22 protein-coding genes are annotated in these 20949 nt (G+C 71.0%); 7 read left to right on the forward strand and 15 right to left on the reverse strand.

The window, feature by feature from the left end; genetic code table 11:
- Positions 1–13: 13 nt before the first annotated feature.
- From BIV23_RS37020 to BIV23_RS37060, 9 genes are all read right to left on the reverse strand, one after another.
- Positions 14–1453: an amino acid permease gene (locus BIV23_RS37020; RefSeq protein ID WP_071385353.1), complete on the reverse strand. Its 1440-nt coding sequence runs from the start codon at positions 1451–1453 to the stop codon at positions 14–16.
- Complete coding sequence (locus BIV23_RS37025; RefSeq protein WP_071385354.1) at positions 1450–2130, reverse strand: FadR/GntR family transcriptional regulator; 681 nt, start codon at positions 2128–2130, stop codon at positions 1450–1452. The genes BIV23_RS37020 and BIV23_RS37025 overlap by 4 nt, the downstream gene beginning before the upstream one ends.
- A 184-nt stretch (positions 2131–2314) precedes the next feature.
- On the reverse strand, positions 2315–3151 hold the full coding sequence (locus BIV23_RS37030; protein ID WP_071385355.1) for an undecaprenyl-diphosphate phosphatase: 837 nt from the start codon (positions 3149–3151) through the stop codon (positions 2315–2317).
- Between the two features lie 85 nt (positions 3152–3236).
- Positions 3237–3611: a fluoride efflux transporter CrcB gene (gene crcB / locus BIV23_RS37035; protein ID WP_071385356.1), complete on the reverse strand. Its 375-nt coding sequence runs from the start codon at positions 3609–3611 to the stop codon at positions 3237–3239.
- A 30-nt stretch (positions 3612–3641) separates the two neighbouring features.
- Positions 3642–3986: a DUF190 domain-containing protein gene (locus tag BIV23_RS37040; RefSeq protein ID WP_071385357.1), complete on the reverse strand. Its 345-nt coding sequence runs from the start codon at positions 3984–3986 to the stop codon at positions 3642–3644.
- Complete coding sequence (crcB, locus tag BIV23_RS37045) at positions 3983–4444, reverse strand: fluoride efflux transporter CrcB (protein WP_071385358.1); 462 nt, start codon at positions 4442–4444, stop codon at positions 3983–3985. The genes BIV23_RS37040 and crcB (BIV23_RS37045) overlap by 4 nt, the downstream gene beginning before the upstream one ends.
- Positions 4445–4558: 114 nt before the next feature.
- Positions 4559–4846, reverse strand: coding sequence for an ArsR family transcriptional regulator (locus tag BIV23_RS37050; protein ID WP_071385359.1), 288 nt, complete (start codon positions 4844–4846; stop codon positions 4559–4561).
- A gap of 192 nt (positions 4847–5038) precedes the next feature.
- On the reverse strand, positions 5039–6601 hold the full coding sequence (locus BIV23_RS37055) for a glycosyl hydrolase 53 family protein (protein ID WP_071385360.1): 1563 nt from the start codon (positions 6599–6601) through the stop codon (positions 5039–5041).
- 107 nt (positions 6602–6708) lie between these two features.
- On the reverse strand, positions 6709–8730 hold the full coding sequence (locus tag BIV23_RS37060) for a beta-galactosidase (RefSeq protein WP_071385361.1): 2022 nt from the start codon (positions 8728–8730) through the stop codon (positions 6709–6711).
- A 236-nt stretch (positions 8731–8966) separates the two neighbouring features.
- On the opposite strand from BIV23_RS37060, the gene BIV23_RS37065 reads away from it, so the two are divergent.
- From BIV23_RS37065 to BIV23_RS37080, 4 genes are read left to right on the forward strand one after another with little or no spacing between them, the layout of a single operon-like run.
- Positions 8967–10283 (forward strand): ABC transporter substrate-binding protein, encoded by a 1317-nt coding sequence (locus tag BIV23_RS37065; protein WP_071385362.1) that lies wholly within the window; start codon positions 8967–8969, stop codon positions 10281–10283.
- Complete coding sequence (locus BIV23_RS37070) at positions 10280–11218, forward strand: carbohydrate ABC transporter permease (RefSeq protein WP_071385363.1); 939 nt, start codon at positions 10280–10282, stop codon at positions 11216–11218. The genes BIV23_RS37065 and BIV23_RS37070 overlap by 4 nt, the downstream gene beginning before the upstream one ends.
- Positions 11215–12120, forward strand: a complete 906-nt coding sequence (locus BIV23_RS37075; protein ID WP_071385364.1) for a carbohydrate ABC transporter permease — start codon at positions 11215–11217, stop codon at positions 12118–12120. Before BIV23_RS37070 ends, BIV23_RS37075 begins: the two co-directional genes overlap by 4 nt.
- Positions 12117–13148: a LacI family DNA-binding transcriptional regulator gene (locus BIV23_RS37080; RefSeq protein WP_071385365.1), complete on the forward strand. Its 1032-nt coding sequence runs from the start codon at positions 12117–12119 to the stop codon at positions 13146–13148. The genes BIV23_RS37075 and BIV23_RS37080 overlap by 4 nt, the downstream gene beginning before the upstream one ends.
- Before the next feature lie 30 nt (positions 13149–13178).
- On the opposite strand, the gene BIV23_RS37085 is transcribed toward BIV23_RS37080, so the two are convergent.
- On the reverse strand, positions 13179–13904 hold the full coding sequence (locus BIV23_RS37085; protein ID WP_071385366.1) for a response regulator: 726 nt from the start codon (positions 13902–13904) through the stop codon (positions 13179–13181).
- Positions 13901–14746: a sensor histidine kinase gene (locus tag BIV23_RS37090; protein ID WP_071385367.1), complete on the reverse strand. Its 846-nt coding sequence runs from the start codon at positions 14744–14746 to the stop codon at positions 13901–13903. The genes BIV23_RS37085 and BIV23_RS37090 overlap by 4 nt, the downstream gene beginning before the upstream one ends.
- Before the next feature lie 233 nt (positions 14747–14979).
- On the opposite strand from BIV23_RS37090, the gene BIV23_RS37095 reads away from it, so the two are divergent.
- Together BIV23_RS37095 and BIV23_RS37100 are read left to right on the forward strand one after the other, a co-directional pair.
- Positions 14980–15330 (forward strand): VOC family protein, encoded by a 351-nt coding sequence (locus BIV23_RS37095; RefSeq protein ID WP_071385368.1) that lies wholly within the window; start codon positions 14980–14982, stop codon positions 15328–15330.
- Between the two features lie 85 nt (positions 15331–15415).
- Positions 15416–15835: a MarR family winged helix-turn-helix transcriptional regulator gene (locus BIV23_RS37100; RefSeq protein ID WP_071385369.1), complete on the forward strand. Its 420-nt coding sequence runs from the start codon at positions 15416–15418 to the stop codon at positions 15833–15835.
- Here the strand turns inward: BIV23_RS37100 and pqqB are convergent.
- Positions 15832–16722, reverse strand: coding sequence for a pyrroloquinoline quinone biosynthesis protein PqqB (gene pqqB / locus BIV23_RS37105; protein ID WP_071385370.1), 891 nt, complete (start codon positions 16720–16722; stop codon positions 15832–15834). The genes BIV23_RS37100 and pqqB overlap by 4 nt on opposite strands.
- Before the next feature lie 128 nt (positions 16723–16850).
- Positions 16851–17252, reverse strand: a complete 402-nt coding sequence (locus tag BIV23_RS37110; protein ID WP_071385371.1) for an SseB family protein — start codon at positions 17250–17252, stop codon at positions 16851–16853.
- A gap of 150 nt (positions 17253–17402) precedes the next feature.
- Between BIV23_RS37110 and BIV23_RS37115 the strand changes: the two genes are divergently transcribed.
- On the forward strand, positions 17403–18668 hold the full coding sequence (locus BIV23_RS37115) for an alpha-L-fucosidase (protein ID WP_071385372.1): 1266 nt from the start codon (positions 17403–17405) through the stop codon (positions 18666–18668).
- 3 nt (positions 18669–18671) lie between these two features.
- Here BIV23_RS37115 and BIV23_RS37120 read toward each other — a convergent pair whose 3' ends face one another.
- Together BIV23_RS37120 and BIV23_RS37125 are read right to left on the reverse strand one after the other, a co-directional pair.
- Positions 18672–19229: a cysteine hydrolase family protein gene (locus BIV23_RS37120; RefSeq protein WP_071385373.1), complete on the reverse strand. Its 558-nt coding sequence runs from the start codon at positions 19227–19229 to the stop codon at positions 18672–18674.
- Positions 19226–20731: a purine-cytosine permease family protein gene (locus BIV23_RS37125; protein ID WP_071385374.1), complete on the reverse strand. Its 1506-nt coding sequence runs from the start codon at positions 20729–20731 to the stop codon at positions 19226–19228. Before BIV23_RS37125 ends, BIV23_RS37120 begins: the two co-directional genes overlap by 4 nt.
- Positions 20732–20949 lie beyond the last annotated feature (218 nt).

Genomic DNA, 20949 nt, shown 5'->3' on the forward strand with positions numbered 1-20949 from the left:
GCCGGTTCGCGGGTCACGCGTCGGCGCCGGTGGACGAGCGCGCTATGCGGCCGCGGATGGCGTACCAGCCCGCGACCAGCGCTGCGACGATCAGCGGCAGGCACAGCACGGTGGTGCGTCCGGCGCCGCCGTCGGCGTACATGAGGACCAGGACGGAGACGAGGAACGCCACCGTCACGATCTCGGTCCAGGGGGAGCCCGGCAGCCGGTAGGACGGCCGGGTCAGCTCGCCCTTCTGGGTCTTCCGCCAGAAGAGCGCGTGACAGATCATGATCATGCCCCAGGTCGCGAGGATGCCGATCGCCGCGAAGTTGAGGACGATCTCGAACGCGTCGGCGGGGACGACGTAGTTGAGGCCCACGCCGAGGACACAGATACCGCTGGTGAGCAGGATCCCGCCGTACGGGACCTGGCTGCGGCTCATCTTCGCGGTGAACTTCGGCGCCGAGCCGCTCATGGCCATGGAGCGCAGGATGCGGCCGGTGGAGTACAGGCCGGAGTTGAGCGAGGACATGGCCGCCGTGAGGACGACGAGGTTCATCACGCCGCCGGCCGCCGGGACGCCGATGTGGGACAGGACCGTCACGAAGGGGCTCTCGCCGGACTTGTACACGTTCCAGGGCAGCAGCATCGAGAGCAGGACGACGGAGCCGACGTAGAACAGGCCCACGCGCCACATGATCGAGTTGATCGCCTTCGGCATGATCTTCTCGGGGTTCTCGGTCTCACCGGCGGCCACGCCGACCAGTTCGACGGAGGCGTAGGCGAAGACGACGCCCTGGATGATCAGCAGCATGGGCAGCAGGCCGTTGGGGAAGATGCCGCCGTTGTCGGTGATCAGGGACGGGCCGGGCTGGTGGCCGTCGACCGGGTGCTGGGTGACCAGCAGGAAGATGCCGATGCACATGAAGATCACCAGCGCGCTGACCTTGACGATCGCGAACCAGAACTCCAGTTCGCCGAAGATCTTGACCGAGATCAGATTGACGGTCAACACGACGGCGAGGGCGATCAATGCGATCAACCATTGAGGGATGTCCGAGAACATGCCCCAGTAGTGGGTGTACGTGGCGACCGCGGTGATGTCGGCGATACCGGTGGTGGCCCAGTTCAGGAAGTACATCCAGCCGGCGGTGTACGCGCCCTTCTCCCCCAGGAACTCCCGGGCGTACGACACGAAGGCACCGGAGGACGGGCGGTACAGGACGAGCTCGCCGAGGGCGCGCACGACCAGGAAGGCGAAGACGCCGCAGACGGCGTACGCGATGAACAGGGAGGGGCCGGCGTCGGCGAGCCTGCCGCCCGCGCCGAGGAAGAGGCCGGTGCCGATGGCTCCGCCGATGGCGATCATGTTGACGTGCCGGTGCTTCAGGCCTTTGCTGTAGCCGGCGTCTCCGGCGTCGACATGGCCGGACGAGGGGCGCGTCTCGTCTTTGAGGTGCTGCTCGCTCACGCCTCGGGTCCGCCTTCCGTGGGGAGGTCGTCCGTCCGCTGGGGACGCACGATGTCGGTGAGGGTCGTCTCGACGCGGTCCAGGTGGTGGCTCATGGCCTCCACCGCGTCGGGTTCGGAACCGTCGATCAGCGCTTCGACGATCTCCCGGTGCTCGCGGTTGGACTGTTCACGGCGGCCGCCCAGTTCGTTGAGGAAGGCCGACTGACGCGCCAGTGCGTCGCGGATCTCCTCGATGACCCGGCGGAAGACCGGGTTCTGGGCGGCCTCGGCCACGGCGAGGTGGAAGAGGGTGTCCATCGCGACCCACGCGGTGGTGTCCGTCTCCCGCTCCATACGCTCGAGCAGGTGCGCCAGGTGGTCCAGGTCCTCGGGCGTACGGCGCAGGGCCGCGTACCCGGCGACCGGGATCTCGATGTGCCGGCGCACCTCGAGCAGGTCGCTGGCCGCGTAGTCGCCGAAGGTGGGGTCCTCGACGGCGTCCGCGACGACGAAGGTGCCCTTGCCGGTCCGGGAGACCGTGAGGCCCATCGTCTGCAGGGCGCGCAGCGCCTCGCGCAGCACGGGCCGCGACACCTCGAGGGTGCGGCACAGCTCGGCCTCGGAGGGGAGCTTGTCGCCGATGGCGTAGTCGCCGCGTTCGATGGCGCCGCGGAGGTGGCCGAGAACAGCTTCCATGGCGCTCACGCGCCGGGGACTCCGACCACCTGTCTGGCTGTCTGACAGGTTCACGAGTGACGATCCTGCGGGTTGCCCGCAGGGGCTGTCAAGACATCCGGTAAGGGAACATTCACGGGGTGCGGCGCCTGAAAACAGGCATCCGCACCCCGTGGGTGATCAGCGATCTCCGGTCGGTCTTCGGTCAGGCGCTGAGCACACCCGCGCCGAGCAGGCCGAGCAGGCCGACGCCGATCACGATGCGGTAGATCACGAAGGCGTTGAAGGAGTGCTTGGCGACGAACTTCAGCAGCCAGGCGATGGAGGCGTAGGCGACCACGAAGGACACGATGGTGCCGACGGCCAGCGGGGCCGCGCCCACCCCGGCGCCGAGGGCGTCCTTCAGTTCGTAGATGCCGGCGCCGGTCAGGGCCGGGATGCCGAGGAAGAACGACAGCCGGGTGGCGGCCACGCGGTCGAGGTCCAGGATGAGCGCGGTGGACATGGTGGCGCCGGAGCGGGAGAAGCCGGGGAAGAGCAGGGCGAGGATCTGCGAGCAGCCGACCCACATGGCGTCCTTGAACGAGGTGTCGTCCTCGCCGCGCTTGTGCCGTCCCATCTGGTCGGCCGCCCACATCACGCCGGAGCCGACGATCAGCGAGCCGGCCACCACCCACAGCGAGCCGAGCGCGCCGTCGATCAGCGGCTTGGCGGCCAGACCCACCAGGACGATCGGGATGGTGGCGGCGATGACCCACCAGGCGAACTTGTAGTCGTGGTGGTAGCGCTCCTCGCGGTTGGTCAGACCGCGGAACCAGGCGGAGACGATCCGCTTGATGTCCTTGAAGAAGTACACGAGCACGGCGGCGATGGCTCCGACCTGGATGACGGCGGAGAAGCCGACGACGGACTTGTCGTCGACGGGGATGTTCATGAGCCCCTCGGTGATCTTCAGGTGACCGGTGGAGGACACCGGAAGGAACTCGGTCACCCCCTCGACGACTCCGAGGACGACGGCCTGACCGACGGAGATGGCGCTCATGGGATCCAGTTCTGGGAAAGAGGAGGGAAAGACCGGGTCGACATTTCTGTAGACAGTCTTACTATGCCCGACCGTAGGGCAAGAGCTAGGCAAACAGCACGCCGGCGAGGGCGAACCCCGCGAACGCCGCCGCGACCCCGGCCGCCACGCTCGCGACGACGTTGACGGCAGCGTAGAGGCCCGAACCGGCCTCGGTCAGCCGCAGGGTCTCGTACGAGAAGGTCGAGTACGTCGTCAGCGCCCCGCACAACCCGACACCCAGGAGAAGTTGCAGGTGAGAGCCTTCGGCACCGGTGGACACGGCACCCGCGAGCGTCCCGAGGACCAGGCTTCCGGAGACGTTGACGACGAACGTACCCCAGGGGAAGACCGAGTCGTGGCGGGCCTGTACGGCGCGGTCGGCGAGGTAGCGCAGGGGCGCGCCGACCACGGCCCCCGCGATCACCAGGAGCCAGTTCACGACGAACTCTTACCTTCCGTGTCTCCTGTGTCAGGACCCGGCTCGTCCCACGTACCGCACGACCTCGCACGCGTCCAGCGTCACCAGCCCCTCGTGGACCAGTTCGTCGAGCTGGGGCAGGAACGCCCGCACCCGCTCCTCGGTGTCGACGACGACCACCGCGACCGGCAGGTCCTCGCTCAGGGACAGCAACCGGGAGGTGTGGATGCGGGAGGAGGCGCCGAAGCCCTCGATGCCGCGGAAGGCGCTCGCCCCGGCGAGCCCGGCCGCGTGGGCGCGGTGCACGATCTCGGAGTACAGGGGCTTGTGGTGCCAGGTGTCGTCCTCGCCGATGTAGACGGTCAGTCTGAGGGCCCGGCCGCTGAGCGACGTCATCGTTGCCTCCCGAGCAGCAGCCGGCGGGCCGCGACCAAACCCAGCCACACCGCCGTGAGTGCCGCGCACAGGGTCCCGGCGAGATAGGCGAGCCCGGCGCCCGGGCGGCCGGCCTCGACCAGCCCGCGGATGTCGACGGCGTAGGTGGAGAAGGTGGTGAAGCCGCCGAGGACACCGGCGCCGAAGAAGGGGCGCACCAGGCGGTGGGCGGCCCACACGTCGGTGATGAGCACCATGAACACGCCGATCACGGCGCAGCCGATGACATTGGTCCAGAAGGTGGCCCAGGGGAAGGAGCCCGGGGGCGTGGGCAGGGCGAGGGCGAGACCGTAGCGGGCGCAGGCGCCGAGGGCCCCGCCGACGGCGACCACGGCGACGATCGGTGCCTGCCCGCGCCACTCGGGCCTGCGCCGCGCCGCCGCAGGGACACGGATGCTCTCGGCTTCGGGGGCTGTCATGCGCTCGCGCCTCCTGTTCGGCCTGCCCCGCGACGGGTGATCACGACCGGACACCAGCGTACCGCCGCCCCGGCGGGCGGGGGCGGCGCGCGGATCCGCTCCCGGGGCCGGAGCTCACCAGCCCTTCTCGAAGACGCGGGCGACCTCGGCGATGCGGATCTCGTCGCGCCGGTAGCAGACGCGGCAGCGCACGCGGCGGGTGCGCAGCAGGCCGAGGCGGGTGAGGAAGTCGAGGTGGGCGCGGGCCGTGCGGGGCGGGACGCCCAGTTTGACGGCCACGGCCCGCGCGGTGACACCCGTCTCGGCGAGGTCGCCGCTCCCGCGGGCCGGGAAGTGGGCCGCGGGGTCCTTGAGCCACTCCAGGATGGTGTGCCGTATCCGGCCCGAGGGTGCTCCCGCCATCCGTCCGCCCTCCGTCGCCGCCTCCTCGTACGCAGTGTTCCCACTGTGGCCCGGGCGACGCCGCCGCGCGCGGCACTCGACGGCCGTTGTCCGGTACGGAACGGGCATGCGGCCGAGGAGTAACGGGCCCGGGCCGTGTGCGACGACGGGGGCCCGGCCGCCCCATACGGCCGGACCCCCTGCGGCGGTGGTTCAGCGGTGGCTGAACCACGTCATGGAGGAGAGCGCCTTGTCGTCGTAGCCGAACAGGGCCTGGTTCTCCCAGCCGTTTCCGGACGTGGCGTCGGTCGGGTCCCAGCCGTTGCCGGACACGGCGGTCCAGGTGGCCTCCCAGGAGAAGACGCCGAGGCCACGACCGCCCGGGACCGCCTCCACGATGCTCGCGACGTCGTTCATCCACTTGGTCTGGCCGGCCACCGTCGCCGGGTAGCCGGAGACCAGCTTGGCGGTGGTGTCGATCTGGTTCTCCAGCGAGTCGTTGTTGGCCAGCGTGAAGGGGTACGCGGTCTCGGCGACGAAGACGGGCTTGCCGTAGCGGGAGGCCGCGTCGTCCAGGGTGGTCTGGAAGTCGGAGAGCGGGCCGTGCCAGTAGCCGTAGTACGACAGTCCGATCGCGTCGAACTTCACGCCGTTGGCGACCGCGTTGTCGAACCACCACTCCGTGCCGGACTTGTCACCGCCCTTGGCCAGGTGCAGCGCGACGACCGTGGACGAACTGACCGCCTTGGCCGCGTCGTAGCCCGAGTTGAGCAGGCCGGCCAGCTGGCTCCAGTTGGACGTGGATCCCTCGGACCACAGGATGCCGCCATTGATCTCATTGCCGATCTGGACCATGTCGGCGGTGGTGCCTTGAGCCTTCAACGCGTTCAGGACGTCGTACGTGTGGTTGTACACGTCCGTCTTGAGGTGACTGTATGTATGGCCCGTCCATGCGGCCGGCTTGGTCTGGGCCCCGGGGTCCGCCCAGGTGTCCGAGTAGTGGAAGTCGACCAGGAGCTTCATGCCCTGGGCCTTGATGCGCTTGGCCATCGCGAGGACGTGCGCCTTGTCGTTGAAGCCGTCCGCGGGGTTCACCCAGACCTTCAGGCGGGCGTAGTTCATGCCGTACGACTTCAGGATGGCCAGGGCGTCGCCCGTGGTGCCCGAACTCGTCTTGTAGACACCGCCCTTGGCCTCGCTCTTGGCGAGGGAGGAGATGTCGGCACCGTGGATGGACGTGCCGGTGGTGCCGGACGTGAAGGTCAGATCGTCAACATTGATCCAGTTGCCGGCGTTCGCGTCACTGTTGATGCTGATGGTGCACTGGCTGTTCGTCACCTTGATCGGCGTGACGATACGGATCCACCCACTGGACGAGATGGGCAGATCGGTGCGCTGTTCCGGACTCCCGCAATTCTTGAGCGCTATGTACGCGGCGTTCTGCCCGCCACTGGAGCGGACCCAGGCGGTCAACGTGTAGTTCCCGTTGGTCAGGCCCGACAGGTACTGGTACGTCTCCACCTTGTAGGCCGACGCCGCGTAGTGGGTGAGGCGGTAACTGCCGCTGTGCCCGCCGGACTCGGTGTACGAGGCGCCGGTGTCGCCGTACTCGGACCAGCCGGCGGGGGTGGCCGTGCCGGTGCCGTCGGCCTCGAAGCCGCCGTTGGTCAGCGTGCTCGCGGCGTGCGCGGCCTGCGCGGGCAGGAAGGCGAGGGCGAGCCCGGCCGTGAGGGGCAGCAGCAGGGCTCTGGTGGTGCGTCCGGGATGGAACTTCATCGTCCGTCGTCCCTTCGACGTGACTGGGGAGGGGACCTCCAGCGGGGCTGGAGGAGAACCCCTCCGCCCGCGGCTCTCGTGGCACACGCGGGCGGAGGGGAGCCTGCTCAGCCGTCGAGTCGTACGACCCGGACGGCCCCTGCCGGGACCGGGAGGCGGCCCGCGGCGCGTTCGCCCGTCAGCAGCTCGGTGCCGGGCGACTCCAGCGGCACCTTGGTGTCGCCGGCGGTGTGGTTGATCGCGAAGAGGTAGGTGCCCGACGCGCCGCTGCGGCGCACCACTTCGACGTCCCGGGGCAGGTCGGCACGCGGCGCGAGCCCGGCGTCGTCGGCGGCCCAGCCGATCAGGGCGTCCAGGCCCTGGGCGTCGAGGCGGGTGGAGACGTACCAGGCGGTGCCGTGGCCGAGCGGGTGCCGGGTGACGGCGGGGCGGCCGGCGGTGAGTCCGTCGGCGTAGGTCCACACGGTCTCGGCGCCGCGCGGCACGACGAACTCCGTCCACACGTCCCCGGTCAGCTCGGAGCCGTCGGGTCCGGTCAGCCGTACCCGCTCGTCCTTCAGCAGCGGCGAGAACTCCTCCACCGTCAGACCGAGGACGTCGCGCAGCGCGCCCGGGTAGGCGCCCTCGTGCACGGCGTCGTGCTCGTCGACGATGCCGGAGAAGTACGACACCACGAGCGTGCCGCCGTTCTCGACGTACTCGCGGACGTTGTGCCCGGCCGCCTCCGTCATCAGGTACAGGGCCGGTACGACGACAAGGGGATAGGCCGACAAGTCGGCTTCCGGGTGGGCGAAGTCGACCGTGAGGTGGCGGTCGTAGAGGGCCTCGTAGAACGAGTCGGCGCGTTCGCGCGGGTCGTGGTCCTCACTGGGGCGCCAGGAGAGGTTCTGTGCCCACCAGGACTGCCAGTCCCACAGCATGGCCGCGTCGGCCTCGGTCCGGGTGCCGCGGATCGGGCTCAACGACTCGACGGAGGCGCCGAGTTCGATCACCTCGCGCCACACGCGCGTGTCCGTGCCGCCGTGCGGCAGCATCGACGAGTGGAACTTCTCGGCGCCGCGCCGGGACTGGCGCCACTGGAAGAACATCGCGCCCTCGGAGCCGCGCGCCACGTGGCCGAGCGAGTTGCGGGCCATCTGGCCGGGGGCCTTCGCGGGGTTGCGGGGCTGCCAGTTGACGCCCGAGGTGGAGTGTTCGAGGAGCAGCCAGGGGGCACCACCGGCCACGGACCGGGTGAGGTCGGCGGCCATCGCGAGGTTGACGTGGGTGCGGCGGCCGTCGGTGATCAGGTAGTGGTCGTTGGTGACGAGGTCGACCTCGCGGCCCCAGGCCCAGTAGTCGATCGAGTCGCACTGGCTGAGCGCGGTCATGAAGTTGGTGGTGACCGGAACACCGGGTGACAGGCGGTGCAGGATGTCGCGTTCGGCGGTGAAGTTCTCGCGGATGGTCGCGTCGGCGAACCGCTTGTAGTCCAGGGCCTGGCCCGGGTTGCCGACGGTCGGGGTGGCCCGGGGCGGGTTGATCTGCTCGAAGCCCGTGTAGCGCTGGCCCCAGAAGGCCGTCCCCCAGGCCTCGTTGACGGCTTCGACGGTACCGTGCGTCCGGGCGAGCCAGCGACGGAAGTGTGCGGCGCAGGAGTCGCAGTAGCAGGCCGAGACGGGGACGCCGTACTCGTTGTGCACGTGCCACAGGGCGAGTGCGGGGTGGTCGCCGTACCGCTCGGCGAGTTTCACGGTGACGGCCCTGGCCGCGGCCCGGTAGTCGGCGTTGCTGTGGCAGATCGCGCCACGGGAGCCGAACTCGTATCGCGTGCCGTCGGCGGTCACCGGCAGGGCCTCGGGGTGTGCGCGGTAGAACCAGGCGGGCGGGGCGACCGTCGGCGTGCCGAGGTCGACGCGGATGCCGTTCTCGTGGAGCAGGCCGATCACCCGGTCGAGCCAGCCGAAGTCGTACTCCCCCGGGGCGGGTTCCAGCAGGGCCCAGGAGAAGATCCCGACGCTCACCATCGTGACGCCGGCCTCGCGCATCAGCCGGACGTCCTCCTGCCAGACGCTTTCCGGCCACTGCTCGGGGTTGTAGTCGCCACCGAAGGCGAGCCTGGTGAGGCCCCTGGGGCTGGTGTCCGGCATGGGTGTCTCCCGTTGAATCGATCATTTGGGAACGTGCACACACAGCAGCGGCGGTGCGAGCCCAACATAACCGCACAGCAACAACCATTGACAAGTGTCCGGGATGTTTCTCTACTGTGAACGCTCACAGAAGCATGGCAGGGGGGTCCGCCAGGTGAGGACCCGGTTCATGTGAACGTGCACATCTGCATGGCAGGTCCCCGCAGGAGGCGGGGACCCAGGTCAGGGGAGAAACCATGCCGCACACGAAGCGTCGTCGCCTCGTGACAACCGCCCTCTCCGTCGCGCTCGGCGCGACCACCCTCGCCGCCTGCGGCTCCGGGGACGACAGCACATCCGGGTCCGGTCCGGTCTCGCTGACGTACTGGACCTGGACGCCCGGCATGGACAAGGTCGTCGACCTGTGGAACAAGGGGCCGGGCAGGAAGGACCGGATCACGGTCACGGTGAAGAAGCAGGCGTCCGGCGACACGCTGGTCACCAAGATCCTCACCGCGCACAAGGCGAAGAAGGCCCCGGACCTGGTGCAGGCCGAGTACCAGGCGCTGCCGACCCTGGTCAGCAACGACGCGCTGGCCGACATCTCCCAGCAGGTCGGTGACATCAAGGGCAAGTTCGCCGACGGCGTCTGGCAGCAGACCACGCTCGGCACGAAGGCCGTCTACGCCGTCCCGCAGGACATCGGCCCGATGATGTTCTACTACCGCGCGGACCTGTTCGAGAAGTACGGCCTGACGGTCCCCACCACCTGGGAGCAGTTCGCCCAGACCGCCCGCCAGTTGAAGAAGAAGGCGCCGGACAAGGACCTGACCACCTTCTCCGCCAACGACTCCGGACTCTTCGCCGGTCTCGCCCAGCAGGCCGGCGCCAGGTGGTGGACCGCCTCGGGCGGCAAGTGGAAGGTCGCCATCGACGACACGGCCACCCGGAAGGTCGCCGCGTTCTGGGGCGGGCTGGTCAAGGAGGGCGTCATCGACAACCAGCCGATGTACACCCCGGCCTGGAACAAGGCGCTGGACACCGGCAAGCAGCTCGCCTGGGTGAGCGCCGTGTGGGCGCCGGGCACGCTGGCCACCGCCGCGCCCGACACGAAGGGCAAGTGGGCGATGGCCCCGCTGCCGCAGTGGTCGGCGACCGAGGACGTGACCGGCAGCTGGGGCGGTTCCTCCACGGCCGTGACCACCGACTCCGCGCACAAGGAGGCGGCCGCGAAGTTCGCCGCCTGGCTGAACACCGACCACGACGCCCTCAACGCACTGGCCAAGGACGGCGGCATCTACCCGGCCTCCACGTCCGCGCAGCTCAGCGGCGCCTTCTCCAATCCGCCGGACTACTTCTCGAACCAGGCCGACTTCTACACCAGGGCCGCCGACATCGCGAAGACCACGGCGCCCTCGGCCTGGGGCCCGAACGTGAACGTCGCCTACACCTCGTTCAACGACGCCTTCGGCTCCGCCGCCAAGAACAAGTCGGACTTCGCCGCCGCCCTGAAGAAGATGCAGGACGACACGGTCGCGGACATGAAGAAGCAGGGCTTCGAGGTCTCCCGGTGACCAGCCCCGCACGCCGGAGGTCGTACGGGGTCAAGGGGGCTCCGTACACCTTCCTCCTCCCCGCGTCCCTGCTGTTCGTCCTCTTCTTCGCGCTGCCCATCGGCTACGCCGTCTTCCTCAGCTTCCGCAAGGTGCACGTCTCCGGGCTCGGGCTCGGCGCGAACGCCCGCAGCGAGGTCTGGGCGGGCTTCGCGAACTACACCGAGGCCTTCAAGGACAGCGAACTACTGCACGGTGCGCTGCGTGTGCTCGGCTACGGCTGCATCGTCGTCCCGGTGATGCTGGGCCTCGCCCTGTTGTTCGCGCTGATGCTGGACTCCGAGAAGGTACGGTTCGCCCCGTTCACCCGGCTCGCAGTCTTCCTCCCGTACGCCATTCCCGGTGTGGTGGCCGCGCTGTTGTGGGGCTTCCTCTATCTGCCGAGCGTCAGCCCGTTCTACTACGTGCTCGCCAAGCTCCACCTGCCCCAGCCGAACCTGCTGGACGGCGGCCCGCTCTATCTCGCCCTGTCGAACATCGCGGTCTGGGGCGGCACCGGCTTCAACATGATCGTCATCTACACGTCGTTGAGGTCCATTCCGGCCGAGGTGTACGAGGCGGCGAAGCTGGACGGCGCCACCCCGCTGCAGACCGCCCTGAAGATCAAGATCCCGATGGTGGCGCCCTCGCTGGTGCTGACCTTCTTCTTCTCGATCATCGCGACACTCCAGGTCTTCAACGAGCCGACGACCCTCAAGCCGCTCACCAACTCCGTCAACACGACGTGGAGTCCGTTGATGAAGGTGTACCAGGACGCCTTCGGCCGGAACGACATCTACTCGGCGGCCGCCGAGTCCACCCTGATTGCCCTGGCCACGCTGCTGCTGTCGTTCGGGTTCCTGCGAGCCGCGAACCGCCGGAACACGCGGGACGTCAGTGAAGGAGACGCGCGATGAGTTCTCTTGCGCTGCGCAAGGCGGCCCCGGCCGCGGGCACCACCCCGGGCACGGCCCAGGGCCCGCCGCTGCGCCGCCGGATCGCACTGGTGCCGACGGTCACGCTGCTGATCGGGGCCATCTACACGCTGCTGCCGGTCGCGTGGGTGGTGATCGCGTCCACCAAGTCCGGGCACGAGCTGTTCTCCACCTTCACCTTCCTGCCGGGCACCGGGTTCACGCAGAACATCAAGGACCTGAACGCCTACCGCGGGGGCGTCTACTGGACGTGGATGGGCAACTCCGCCCTGTACGCCGGTCTGGGCGCCCTGCTCTCCACCGCCGTCTCGGCGTTCAGCGGCTACGCACTCGCGACCTACCGCTTCAGGGGCCGCGAGACGATCTTCAACGTCCTGCTCGCGGGCGTGCTGATGCCACCGGTGATCCTCGCCGTCCCGCAGTACCTGCTGCTGGCGAAGGCGAACCTCACGGACTCCTACCTGTCCGTGCTGCTGCCGCAGATCCTCTCGCCGTACGGGGTCTACCTCGCCCGGATCTACTCCGCCGCGGCCGTCCCCGCCGACGTGGTGGAGGCCGGGCGGATGGACGGGGCGAGCGAGTGGCGGATCTTCACCCGGATCGCGCTGCCGATGATGATCCCGGGCATGGTCACCGTGTTCCTGTTCCAGTTCGTCGCGATCTGGAACAACTTCCTGCTGCCGTTCATCATGCTCAGCGACGACGAGAAGTTCCCGCTCACGCTGGGCCTGTACACGCTGCTGGAACAGGGCTCCAACACCCCGGCGCTGTACACCCTCGTGATCACGGGCGGGTTCCTCGCGGTCCTCCCGCTGATCGCCCTGTTCCTGGTCGTTCAGCGGTTCTGGAGCCTCGACCTGCTGTCCGGGGCCGTAAAGTCATGACCATGAGCAATCCGGGGGGCCGGCGCAAACCGCCGACGATCCACGACGTGGCGCGCGAGGCAGGCGTCTCGCGCGGCACCGTCTCGCGCGTGCTCAACGGCGGGCACTACGTCTCCCCCGCCGCGCAGGAGGCGGTCGACGCCGCCATCCGCAGGACCGGGTACGTCGTGAACCGGCACGCCCGCTCACTGATCACCGGACGCTCCGACTCGGTCGGCTTTCTGCTGACCGAGCCGCAGGAGCGGTTCTTCGAGGACCCCAACTTCAATGTCCTGCTGCGCGGTTGCACCCAGGCGCTGGCCGCGCACGACGTGCCGCTCCTGCTGATGCTGGCGGGCACCGAGGACGAACGGCGGCGCATCACGCGGTACATCACCGCCGGGCACGTCGACGGGGTGCTGCTGGTCTCCAGCCACTCCGGCGATCCGGTCGCGGAGGAACTGCGGGAGGCGGGCGTGCCGCTCGTCGCCTGCGGCAAGCCCATCGGCCTGGGTTCGAAGGTGAGTTACGTGGCCGCCGACGACCGGGACGGCGCGCGGGACATGGTCCGGCATCTGCTGTCGCTGGGCCGGCGCCGGATCGGTGTGGTCACCGGTCCGCTGGACACGCCGGGCGGTGTGGAGCGGCTCGCCGGGTACAAGGAGGTGCTCACCGAGGCCGGTATCGCTGTCGACGAACGGCTCGTCGTCTCCGGCGACTACAGCCGGGCGAGCGGTGAGGCGGGCGCGGAGCGGCTGCTGGCGCGGGCCCCGGAGATGGACGCGGTGTTCGTGGCCTCCGACCTGATGGCCCAGGGCGTGCTGTCCGCGCTGCACCGGGCCGGAAGGCGCGTGCCGGATGACATCGCTGTCGGCGGTTTCGACGACTCCCCGGCGGCGACGGCGGCGACTCCGGCCCTGACGACGATCAGGCAGCCGTGGGACCGGATCAGCAGCGAGATGGTGCGGGTGCTGCTCGCGCAGATCGGCGGGGAGGACCCGGCGGCGGTGATCCTGCCGACGGAGCTCGTTCGACGCGAGTCGGCGTGAGCGCTGCGCGGTGAACGCCGGGAAGGGTCGTCAGGCGTCTGCGGCTCCGTGGGGGTCGATCGCGCGGTTCCCGGCGCCCCCGCGGGGCGCGACCAGGCCGGTTTCGTAGGCGAGCACCACCGCCTGGGCCCGGTCGCGCAGGCCCAGTTTGGCGAAGATGCGGGCCACGTGGGACTTGACCGTGGCCTCGCTCAGGGTCAGTTCGGTGGCCAGTTCCGTGTTGGACAGGCCGCGGCCCATCAGGGTCAGGACCTCGCGCTCGCGGGGCGTGAGCGCGGCCAGGTCGGCGGGCGGTGCCGTCGCCGTGCGCACGGCCTCGGCCGCGTAGCGCTCCACCAGGCGCCGGGTGATCTGCGGGGCGAGCAGGGCGTCACCGGTGCCGACGAGGCGGACGGCCGCCGCGAGGTGCTCCGGGGTGACGTCCTTCAGCAGAAAGCCGCCGGCGCCGATCGACAGGGCCTCGTACACGTACCGGTCCAGGTCGAAGGTGGTCAGCATGAGGACCCGGCAGTCGGGGGTCCGCGCCAGGATGCGCCGGGTGGCCTCCAGTCCGTCCATGACCGGCATGCGGATGTCCATCAGCACGACGTCCGGGCGCAGTTCACGGACCGCGGCGACCGCCTCGGCGCCGTCGGCGGCCTCGCCCACGACGTCGATGCCGCGTGCGGTGAGGATGAGCCGGAAGCCGGTACGGATCAGGGTCTGGTCGTCCGCGATCAGGACCCGGGGTGTCCGCTCGGGCGCGCCGGCCGTCATGGGCGGTCCAGGGGTATGCGGGCGCGGACGCGGTAGCCGCCGCCGAGCCGGCGCCGGGCGTCGAAGTCACCGCCGTAGACGGCGACCCGTTCACGCAGGCCGAGCAGGCCGCGGCCGGTGCCTTCGGCGCGCGGCCGCGGGGAGCCCGGTGCCGTGCCGGTGAGCACGCTGGGGCCGGAGTTGAGCACCTCGACGCGCAGGGCGTGGTCGGCGTAGCGCACGCTCACCTCCGCGGTGCCGCCGTCGCCGTGCCGCAGGGCATTGGTCAGGGCCTCCTGGACGATGCGGTAGGCGGTCACGTCGATGCCCTGGGGCAGCGGGCGCGGTTCGCCCAGGACGCGGACCTCGACGGGGAGCCCGGCGAACGATATCCGGTCCACGAGCGAGCCGAGCCGGTCGAGACCGGGCTGCGGGGCGAGGGGCGTGCCCGCCCGGTCGGTGTCCGCCGCGGCGTCGGTGTCCGTGCCGTCGGGGGCCGGGGCCAGCAGGCCCAGCAGGTGTCTGAGGTCGGTCATCGCGCCCCGCCCGGCGTCCTCGACGGCTCTGAGCGCGGTCGCGGCCTCGTCCGGCATGGTGCCCAGCACCTCGCGCGCGGCGCCCGCCTGGACGACCATCAGGCTGACGGTGTGACTGACGATGTCGTGCAACTCCCGGGCGATCCGGTCGCGTTCGGCCGCGATCGCCGCTTCGGCGGCGCTCTCCCGCTCCCGCTCCAGCAGCCAGCCGCGCTCCCCGACGGCCGCCTGCCAGCGCCGCCGGGTGCGCACCAGTGCCCCCGCCAGTCCCACGACGGCCGCGCACGCCACCGCGAGCGCCGCCGCCAGCATCTCGTCCTCCCCCATGGCGTTCATGGTCGCAGACGGCACCGACATCCACATCGGCCCGGGGATCCAGTCGGCTGCATCGCCGGGATGAGGGCGGCACGGTGCGCGACGGGCGCCACCCGGGTGAAGATCACGGGCCGGCGTCGGCAACCGGTCAGGATCTGAGAAGCCGTGGCGGGCCGACCGGTCCTAGCGTGAGGTGCGTCGGCGGGACGACCCGTCGGGCCGCACATCGCGAAGGAGTGAGTTCCATGACCACAGGCGTGCAGACGATCATCTACCCCGTCAAGGACGCGAAGGCCGCCAAGGCGCTGTTCACCGCCCTGCTGGGCGTCGAGCCCTACGCCGACGAGCCGTACTACATCGGTTTCAGGGCCGCCGGGCAGGACGTCGGGCTCGACCCGAACGGGCACGCGCAGGGCCTGACCGGGCCGGTGCCGTTCTGGCACGTCACCGACCTGCGCGAGCGGCTCGCGGCGCTGGTGGAGGCGGGTGCCGAGGTGCTCCAGGACGTGCGGGACGTGGGCAACGGCCGGCTGGTCGCCTCCGTGAAGGACCCCGACGGCAACCTGATCGGCCTCCTCCAGGACCCGACCGCCTGAACCCCGGTCACCTGAGATCCGACCGCCCGCACCCCGAATTAGTTGCACACTCAACGATTGGCCGGATCGGTGCTACGGTGCGGGTATGGCAGTCAAGACGGCCGACGCCCGGCTCGAGGAACGGTGGCGGGACATCCTCGCGGTGCACGCGCGCACGATGTGCGAGATAGACCGGGCTCTGCACCCGCACGGACTGGGCGCCAGCGATTTCGAGGTGCTCGACATCCTGGCGACCGAGTCGCCCGCGCCGGGCGAGCAGTGCCGGGTGCAGAACCTGGTCGGCCGGGTGCATCTCAGCCAGAGCGCGCTGTCCCGGCTGATCGGCCGGCTGGAGAAGGACGGGCTGGTCGAGCGCTCGGTGTGCGTGGAGGACCGGCGCGGGGTGTGGGTGGCGCTCACTCCCAGGGGCCGCGCCCTGTACGAGGCGGTGCTGCCGCTCCAGCGGGCGGTGCTGGAGCGCATGCTGGCCGACCAGGACGCCAGGGCCGCGACTCCGCGACCCTAGAGCAGCAGTTCGGCCCCGTCGTCCAGCACTTCGACCCCGTTCTCGGCGGCACGCGCGCGTGCCGGTGACGACGGGTCGAGCAACGGGTTGGTGTTGTTCAGATGGGTGTAGACGCGGCGCGCCCCGGGATGCCGGGCGAGGGCTGCGAGGGTGCCGTACGGGCCCGTTACCGGCAGATGCCCCATCGCCGCCTGCCCGGCGCCCGACCGTACCACCGTCCCCATCTCGTCGGGCGCGTAGAAGGTGCCGTCGAGCAGCACGCAGTCGGCCTCGGCGCACAGCTCGTCCAGCTCCGCGCTCCAGGCGCCCACGCAGGGCGCGTACACCAGCACTCCCCCGCTGGCCAGGTCCTCGACGCGGTACGCCGTCACCCACGGGCCGGCCGGCCGCGGTGCCTGCGCCGGTATGTACTTCGGGATCTTCGCGCCCACCGGACGGGCCGTGACCACCAGCCCGCCGGCCAGGACGAAACCGCCGTCGGCCAGGGTGTCGGCCCAGTCCCAGGGGGCGTAGCGGTCCAGGGCGGCGCGCACGGGGGCGAGGGCCGCGCGGACCGGCGCAGCCGCGTAGACCTTCAGGCCCGGCGCGCCCCGCAGCTCGCCGAGTCCGCTGACGTGGTCGGCCTCGGCGTCGGTGAGCAGGACCCCGCGCAGCGGGGTGTCCCGGGGGCCGGGGCCGGGCCACAGTGCCGGTGTGGCGGTGAGCTGGGTGCGCAGATCGGGCGAGGCGTTCAGCAGCCACCAGTCGCGGCCGTTGCCGGTGACGGCGGCGCACTCCTGGGTACGGGAGGGCAGCCTGCCGTCCCGGGCGGCCGCGCACAGCGCGCAGGCGCAGTTCCACTGCGGGAAGCCGCCCCCGGCGGCGGTGCCCAGCAGGACGACCCTCACGATGGCCCCTCCCCGTTCGGCCGGCCTTTCTCCCGCTGGGGTCTTCCCCTCGCGAGGAGAGTGACCACCTCGGCGCGGGGAGCAGTTCCGGCCGTTCGGTCGCCCAAGGGGCGGGTGAGGGCGTGTTGTCAGCGGGCCAGCAGCGTCCGCACCCTCCGTGACGTGAGTGTCAGGGCGTGGGCGGAGTTGCCGTCTATGGCCAGGGCCAGGTCCTCGTCGGGCCACTGCGCGGCGAGGGCGCCGAGCGGGACGAGGCGGTAGCGCGAGATGAACGGCAGCAGCCGGCCCAGCTCGCCCTCCGTGGTGAACACGGGAACGACCGGTTCGCCTCCGGGCTGCTCCAGGACGGGCAGGGCCAGCGAGGAGGCTTCGGCCCCCTCCTCGTCGAGCGCGTCGTCCGGCACCGGGACGAGCACGTCGCTGTGCGCGAGGGTGTCCAGGGCGGCCTGGTCCTCGGCGTTCACGGCCAGCGCGTCCAGCGCCTGCTGGGCCGGTGTCGGCCGGTGGTCGTGTGCGGCGGATGTGTCCATGGCAAATCCCCAGGTAGCTGCGGTGATGCGGCCTCCCGGGCGGGTCCGTGCCCGGGTGCTCCCGATCGCGTACCCGCTGGGCTCCGGGGCATGCGTGGCGATCGCGGGGAGGTCTGGTGAGTACGCGGGCGTGCGGCCTAGCGTGTCCCCATGCCGATGCAGACCTGGTTCCGTGAGGCCAAACTGGGCGTCTTCGTCCACTGGGGCGTCTACGCGGTGGACGGCGTGCCCGAGTCCTGGTCCTTCTACACCGGGCAGGTCTCCCACGAGCGGTACATGAAGCAGTTGGACGGCTTCACGGCGTCCCGTTACGACCCGCGCGCGTGGGCGGAGCTGTTCGCCCGGGCCGGTGCCCGGTACGCCGTGCTCACCGCGCGTCATCACGACGGGGTGGCCCTGTGGGACAGCGCGCACGGCGGGCTGGACGTGGTCCGTCACACCCCGGCGGGGCGCGACCTGATCGCCGGGTACGCGGACGCGCTGCGCGAGCGCGGCCTCAAAGTGGGCCTGTACTACTCCCATTCGGACTGGAACCACCCCGACTACGCGAGCACCCGGCACCCCGCCCCGGACGAGGATCCCCCGAACCCGCTCGCGCACGCCCGGCCCGGTGCGGAGGACCCCGTCGCCTGGGCGCGGTATCTCGCCTACCGGGACGGACAGGTCGGGGAGCTGGTGAACCGGTTCCGGCCGGACCTGCTCTGGTTCGACGGCGAGTGGGAGCGCACCGAGGAGCAGTGGGGGCTGGACGCCCTGGCCGCGCGGATCCTGGCCGGGAACCCGGACACGGTGCTCAACGCGCGCATGCTGAGCCACGGCGACTACGCCACCCCGGAACAGGGCGTGCCGCTTCAGGCACCCGAGGGACCCTGGGAGTTGTGCCTCACGGTCAACGACTCCTGGGGCTTCCAGCACCAGGACCACAACCACAAGTCGGTGCGCCAGCTGGTGCGTTACTTCACGGAGACGATCGGCGCGGGCGGCAACCTGCTGCTGGACGTGGGCCCGCGCGAGGACGGCACGATACCGGCGGAGCAGGCGGAACGGCTGACGGGGCTCGGGGCGTGGATCGCCCGGCACGCCGAGGCCGTGTACGGCACCGTCGCGGGGCTGCCGCCGGGCCACCACTACGGCCCGAGCACGCTGTCGGCCGACCGGCGGACGCTGTACCTGGTGTGCTTCGACACCCCGCGCGAGACGGTGTCCGTGCGCGGCCTGCGCAACCGGGTGCGCCGGGTGCGGGCGCTGGGGACGGGCGCCGGACTGGGCCATCGGGTCACCGGCGGGCTGCACGACGTACCCGGCGTGACCTGGATCGATGCACCGGCGGCGACGGACGTGGACGAGTACGCGACCGTGCTCGCCGTGGAACTCGACGGGGAGCTGGATCTGTACCAGGGTACGGGGCGGAGGTGATCGTCAGCCGGGTCGGCCGGGCCGGCCGAGCAGTCCGGCGGCGGTGGTCACCCGGATCAGCGGCCGGTACAGGTCCATCAGGTGGAGGGCCTTGCGGTGGGAGTCGTCGTCCGCGCCCGCGCAGGCGTCGGCGACCACCAGCACCTCGGTGCCGGCGTCGGCGGCGGCCAGGGCGGTGGACAGCACACAGCAGTCGGTGCTGACTCCGGCCAGCACCAGCCGGTCGCCAGGGGCGAGGCGGGCGGCCAGCTCCGGGGTCCACTTGCCGAAGGTGCCGGCGTCCAGGACGTGCCGCGCCTCGTCGGCGAACTCGGCGTCCAGGTCCCAGAGTTCGGCGTCCGGGGGCCTGCGGGCGAAGGGCCACCGGTCGTAGTAGGCGCGCCAGGCACCGGTCGGGTGCTCGGGGGCCACGAAGCGGGTGAAGGTCACGCGGCCGGCGAAAGCGGGCAGCAGGCTGCGTACGCCCGCCGCCGCGTCCGCGTACCGGGGTGCGGCCCAGGGGCTCGCCGGGTCGGCGAAGACACGCTGCATGTCGATCACGGCGAGGTGGTCGGCGCTCATGCGGGGAGCACCTCTTCGCCGGGCGCCGGTGCGGTCTCCTCCTGGGCGCGCACCCGGCGGCGGCCGAGGAGCAGCGTGCCGAGGAAGGCGAGCGCGAGGGCGGCGAGGACGCCGAGGTCGGCGTACGCCCAGGCGCCTGCCGTGCCGCCGAGCCCGAGCGGCCCGAGCAGATAGCCCTGCCAACTGAGCCAGCTCGCGGCGGTGTTGGTGACCAGGCCCCAGCCGACGGCCGTGGCGGCGAGGGTGAGCAGCAGGGGCACCGGGGGGATGTCGCCGTAGCGGCCGTGCGTGCGGTAGAGGTCGTGGTCGTCGTAGTCGCGGCGGCGCAGGGCGAGGTCGGCCAGCATGATGCCGCACCAGGCGGCGATGGGGACGCCGAGCGTGGTGAGGAATCCCGTGAACGGGGCGAGGAAGTCGCCGGCGAAGAACACGATGTAGACGGAGCCGGCGATCATCAGGGCGCCGTCGAGGAGCGCGGCCAGGTAGCGGGGCACCGGCAGGCCGGCGGAGAGCAGGGCGAGCCCGGAGGAGTAGATGTCGAGGACGGCGCCGCCGACCAGGCCGAGGACGGCGACGACGGCGAACGGCACCAGGAACCAGGTCGGCAGGACGGTCGTGAGCGCGCCGATCGGGTCGGCCGCGACGGCCTTGCTCAGCGTCCGCGAGGAACCGGCCAGCAGCAGCCCGAGGACGAGCAGGAGCAGCGGGGCGGCGGAGGCGCCGAAGGTGGTCCAGCCGATCACCGACCGGTCGGCCGAACTGCGCGGCAGATAGCGGGAGTAGTCGGCGGCGGCGTTGACCCAGCCGAGGCCGAAGCCGGTCATCATGAACACGAGCGCGCCGATGAACTCCTGCGGGGAACCTGTCGGTACGGCGCTGACGGCGGCCCAGTGGATGTGGCCGGCGACGAGGACGGCGTAGACGACGGTGAGGACGCCCGTGATCACTGTGATCGCCGTCTGCAGCCGCATGATGACGTCGAAGCCCATGACCCCGCCGCCGACGGTCAGCGCGGCGACCACGACGAGGGCGAGCACCTTGGTCCCGGTGCCGCCGCCCCAGCCGAGGCGGCCGAAGACCGTCGCGGTGGCGAGCGTGGCCAGCGCCGTGAGGACAGTCTCCCAGCCGACGGTGAGCATCCAGGAGATCAGGGACGGCAGCCGGTTGCCGCGCACACCGAACGCGGCCCGGCTCAGCACCATCGTCGGTGCCGAGCCGCGCTTTCCGGCCACTGCGACGAGGCCGCACAGCAGGAACGAGACGACGATGCCGAGCACGCCGGCGGCGAGCGCCTGCCAGAAGGAGATGCCGAAGCCGAGCGCGAAGGCACCGTAACTCAGCCCGAGAACCGAGACGTTCGCCCCGAACCAGGGCCAGAACAGCGTGCGCGGCGTGCCCGTGCGCTCCGCGTCCCCGATCACGTCGAGGCCGTGTGTCTCCAGTTGGATCGGGCGGCGGCCGGAGGATCTGCCGTCGACCGGGTCCTGCGGGTACGTCGTCACACCGGGCCCCCTGTCCTGCCTGTCCGGGCGCGTCGCGATCACGCTAGGCGGACGCCCCGGGAGCGTCAATCGAGTTGCGGCACGTCGGCACCGCGGGGTGGAGCCGGACGCGTCGCGCCGGGAGCGGGCCGTGGGGCGGCGGGTTCAGCCCATGGTGCGTCGGGGCCGGGCCGCGTCGCGTCGGGTACGGACCGTGGGGCGGCAGGTCCGGGCCGTGG

This window comes from Streptomyces monashensis, from assembly GCF_001866665.1.
In the GTDB taxonomy this organism is placed as follows: Bacteria; Actinomycetota; Actinomycetes; order Streptomycetales; family Streptomycetaceae; genus Streptomyces; species Streptomyces monashensis.

Excerpts from the sequence above, each read along its gene's own strand:
- BIV23_RS37025 (WP_071385354.1), bottom strand. The coding sequence starts at position 2,130 with ATGGAAGCTGTTCTCGGCCACCTCCGCGGCGCCATCGAACGCGGCGAC.
- BIV23_RS37030 (WP_071385355.1), bottom strand. The coding sequence starts at position 3,151 with ATGAGCGCCATCTCCGTCGGTCAGGCCGTCGTCCTCGGAGTCGTCGAG.
- BIV23_RS37040 (WP_071385357.1), bottom strand. The coding sequence starts at position 3,986 with ATGACGTCGCTCAGCGGCCGGGCCCTCAGACTGACCGTCTACATCGGC.
- crcB (WP_071385358.1), bottom strand. The coding sequence starts at position 4,444 with ATGACAGCCCCCGAAGCCGAGAGCATCCGTGTCCCTGCGGCGGCGCGG.
- BIV23_RS37050 (WP_071385359.1), bottom strand. The coding sequence starts at position 4,846 with ATGGCGGGAGCACCCTCGGGCCGGATACGGCACACCATCCTGGAGTGG.
- BIV23_RS37055 (WP_071385360.1), bottom strand. The coding sequence starts at position 6,601 with ATGAAGTTCCATCCCGGACGCACCACCAGAGCCCTGCTGCTGCCCCTC.
- BIV23_RS37060 (WP_071385361.1), bottom strand. The coding sequence starts at position 8,730 with ATGCCGGACACCAGCCCCAGGGGCCTCACCAGGCTCGCCTTCGGTGGC.
- BIV23_RS37065 (WP_071385362.1), top strand. The coding sequence starts at position 8,967 with ATGCCGCACACGAAGCGTCGTCGCCTCGTGACAACCGCCCTCTCCGTC.
- BIV23_RS37075 (WP_071385364.1), top strand. The coding sequence starts at position 11,215 with ATGAGTTCTCTTGCGCTGCGCAAGGCGGCCCCGGCCGCGGGCACCACC.
- BIV23_RS37080 (WP_071385365.1), top strand. The coding sequence starts at position 12,117 with ATGACCATGAGCAATCCGGGGGGCCGGCGCAAACCGCCGACGATCCAC.
- BIV23_RS37085 (WP_071385366.1), bottom strand. The coding sequence starts at position 13,904 with ATGACGGCCGGCGCGCCCGAGCGGACACCCCGGGTCCTGATCGCGGAC.
- BIV23_RS37090 (WP_071385367.1), bottom strand. The coding sequence starts at position 14,746 with ATGGGGGAGGACGAGATGCTGGCGGCGGCGCTCGCGGTGGCGTGCGCG.
- BIV23_RS37095 (WP_071385368.1), top strand. The coding sequence starts at position 14,980 with ATGACCACAGGCGTGCAGACGATCATCTACCCCGTCAAGGACGCGAAG.
- BIV23_RS37100 (WP_071385369.1), top strand. The coding sequence starts at position 15,416 with ATGGCAGTCAAGACGGCCGACGCCCGGCTCGAGGAACGGTGGCGGGAC.
- BIV23_RS37110 (WP_071385371.1), bottom strand. The coding sequence starts at position 17,252 with ATGGACACATCCGCCGCACACGACCACCGGCCGACACCGGCCCAGCAG.
- BIV23_RS37115 (WP_071385372.1), top strand. The coding sequence starts at position 17,403 with ATGCCGATGCAGACCTGGTTCCGTGAGGCCAAACTGGGCGTCTTCGTC.
- BIV23_RS37120 (WP_071385373.1), bottom strand. The coding sequence starts at position 19,229 with ATGAGCGCCGACCACCTCGCCGTGATCGACATGCAGCGTGTCTTCGCC.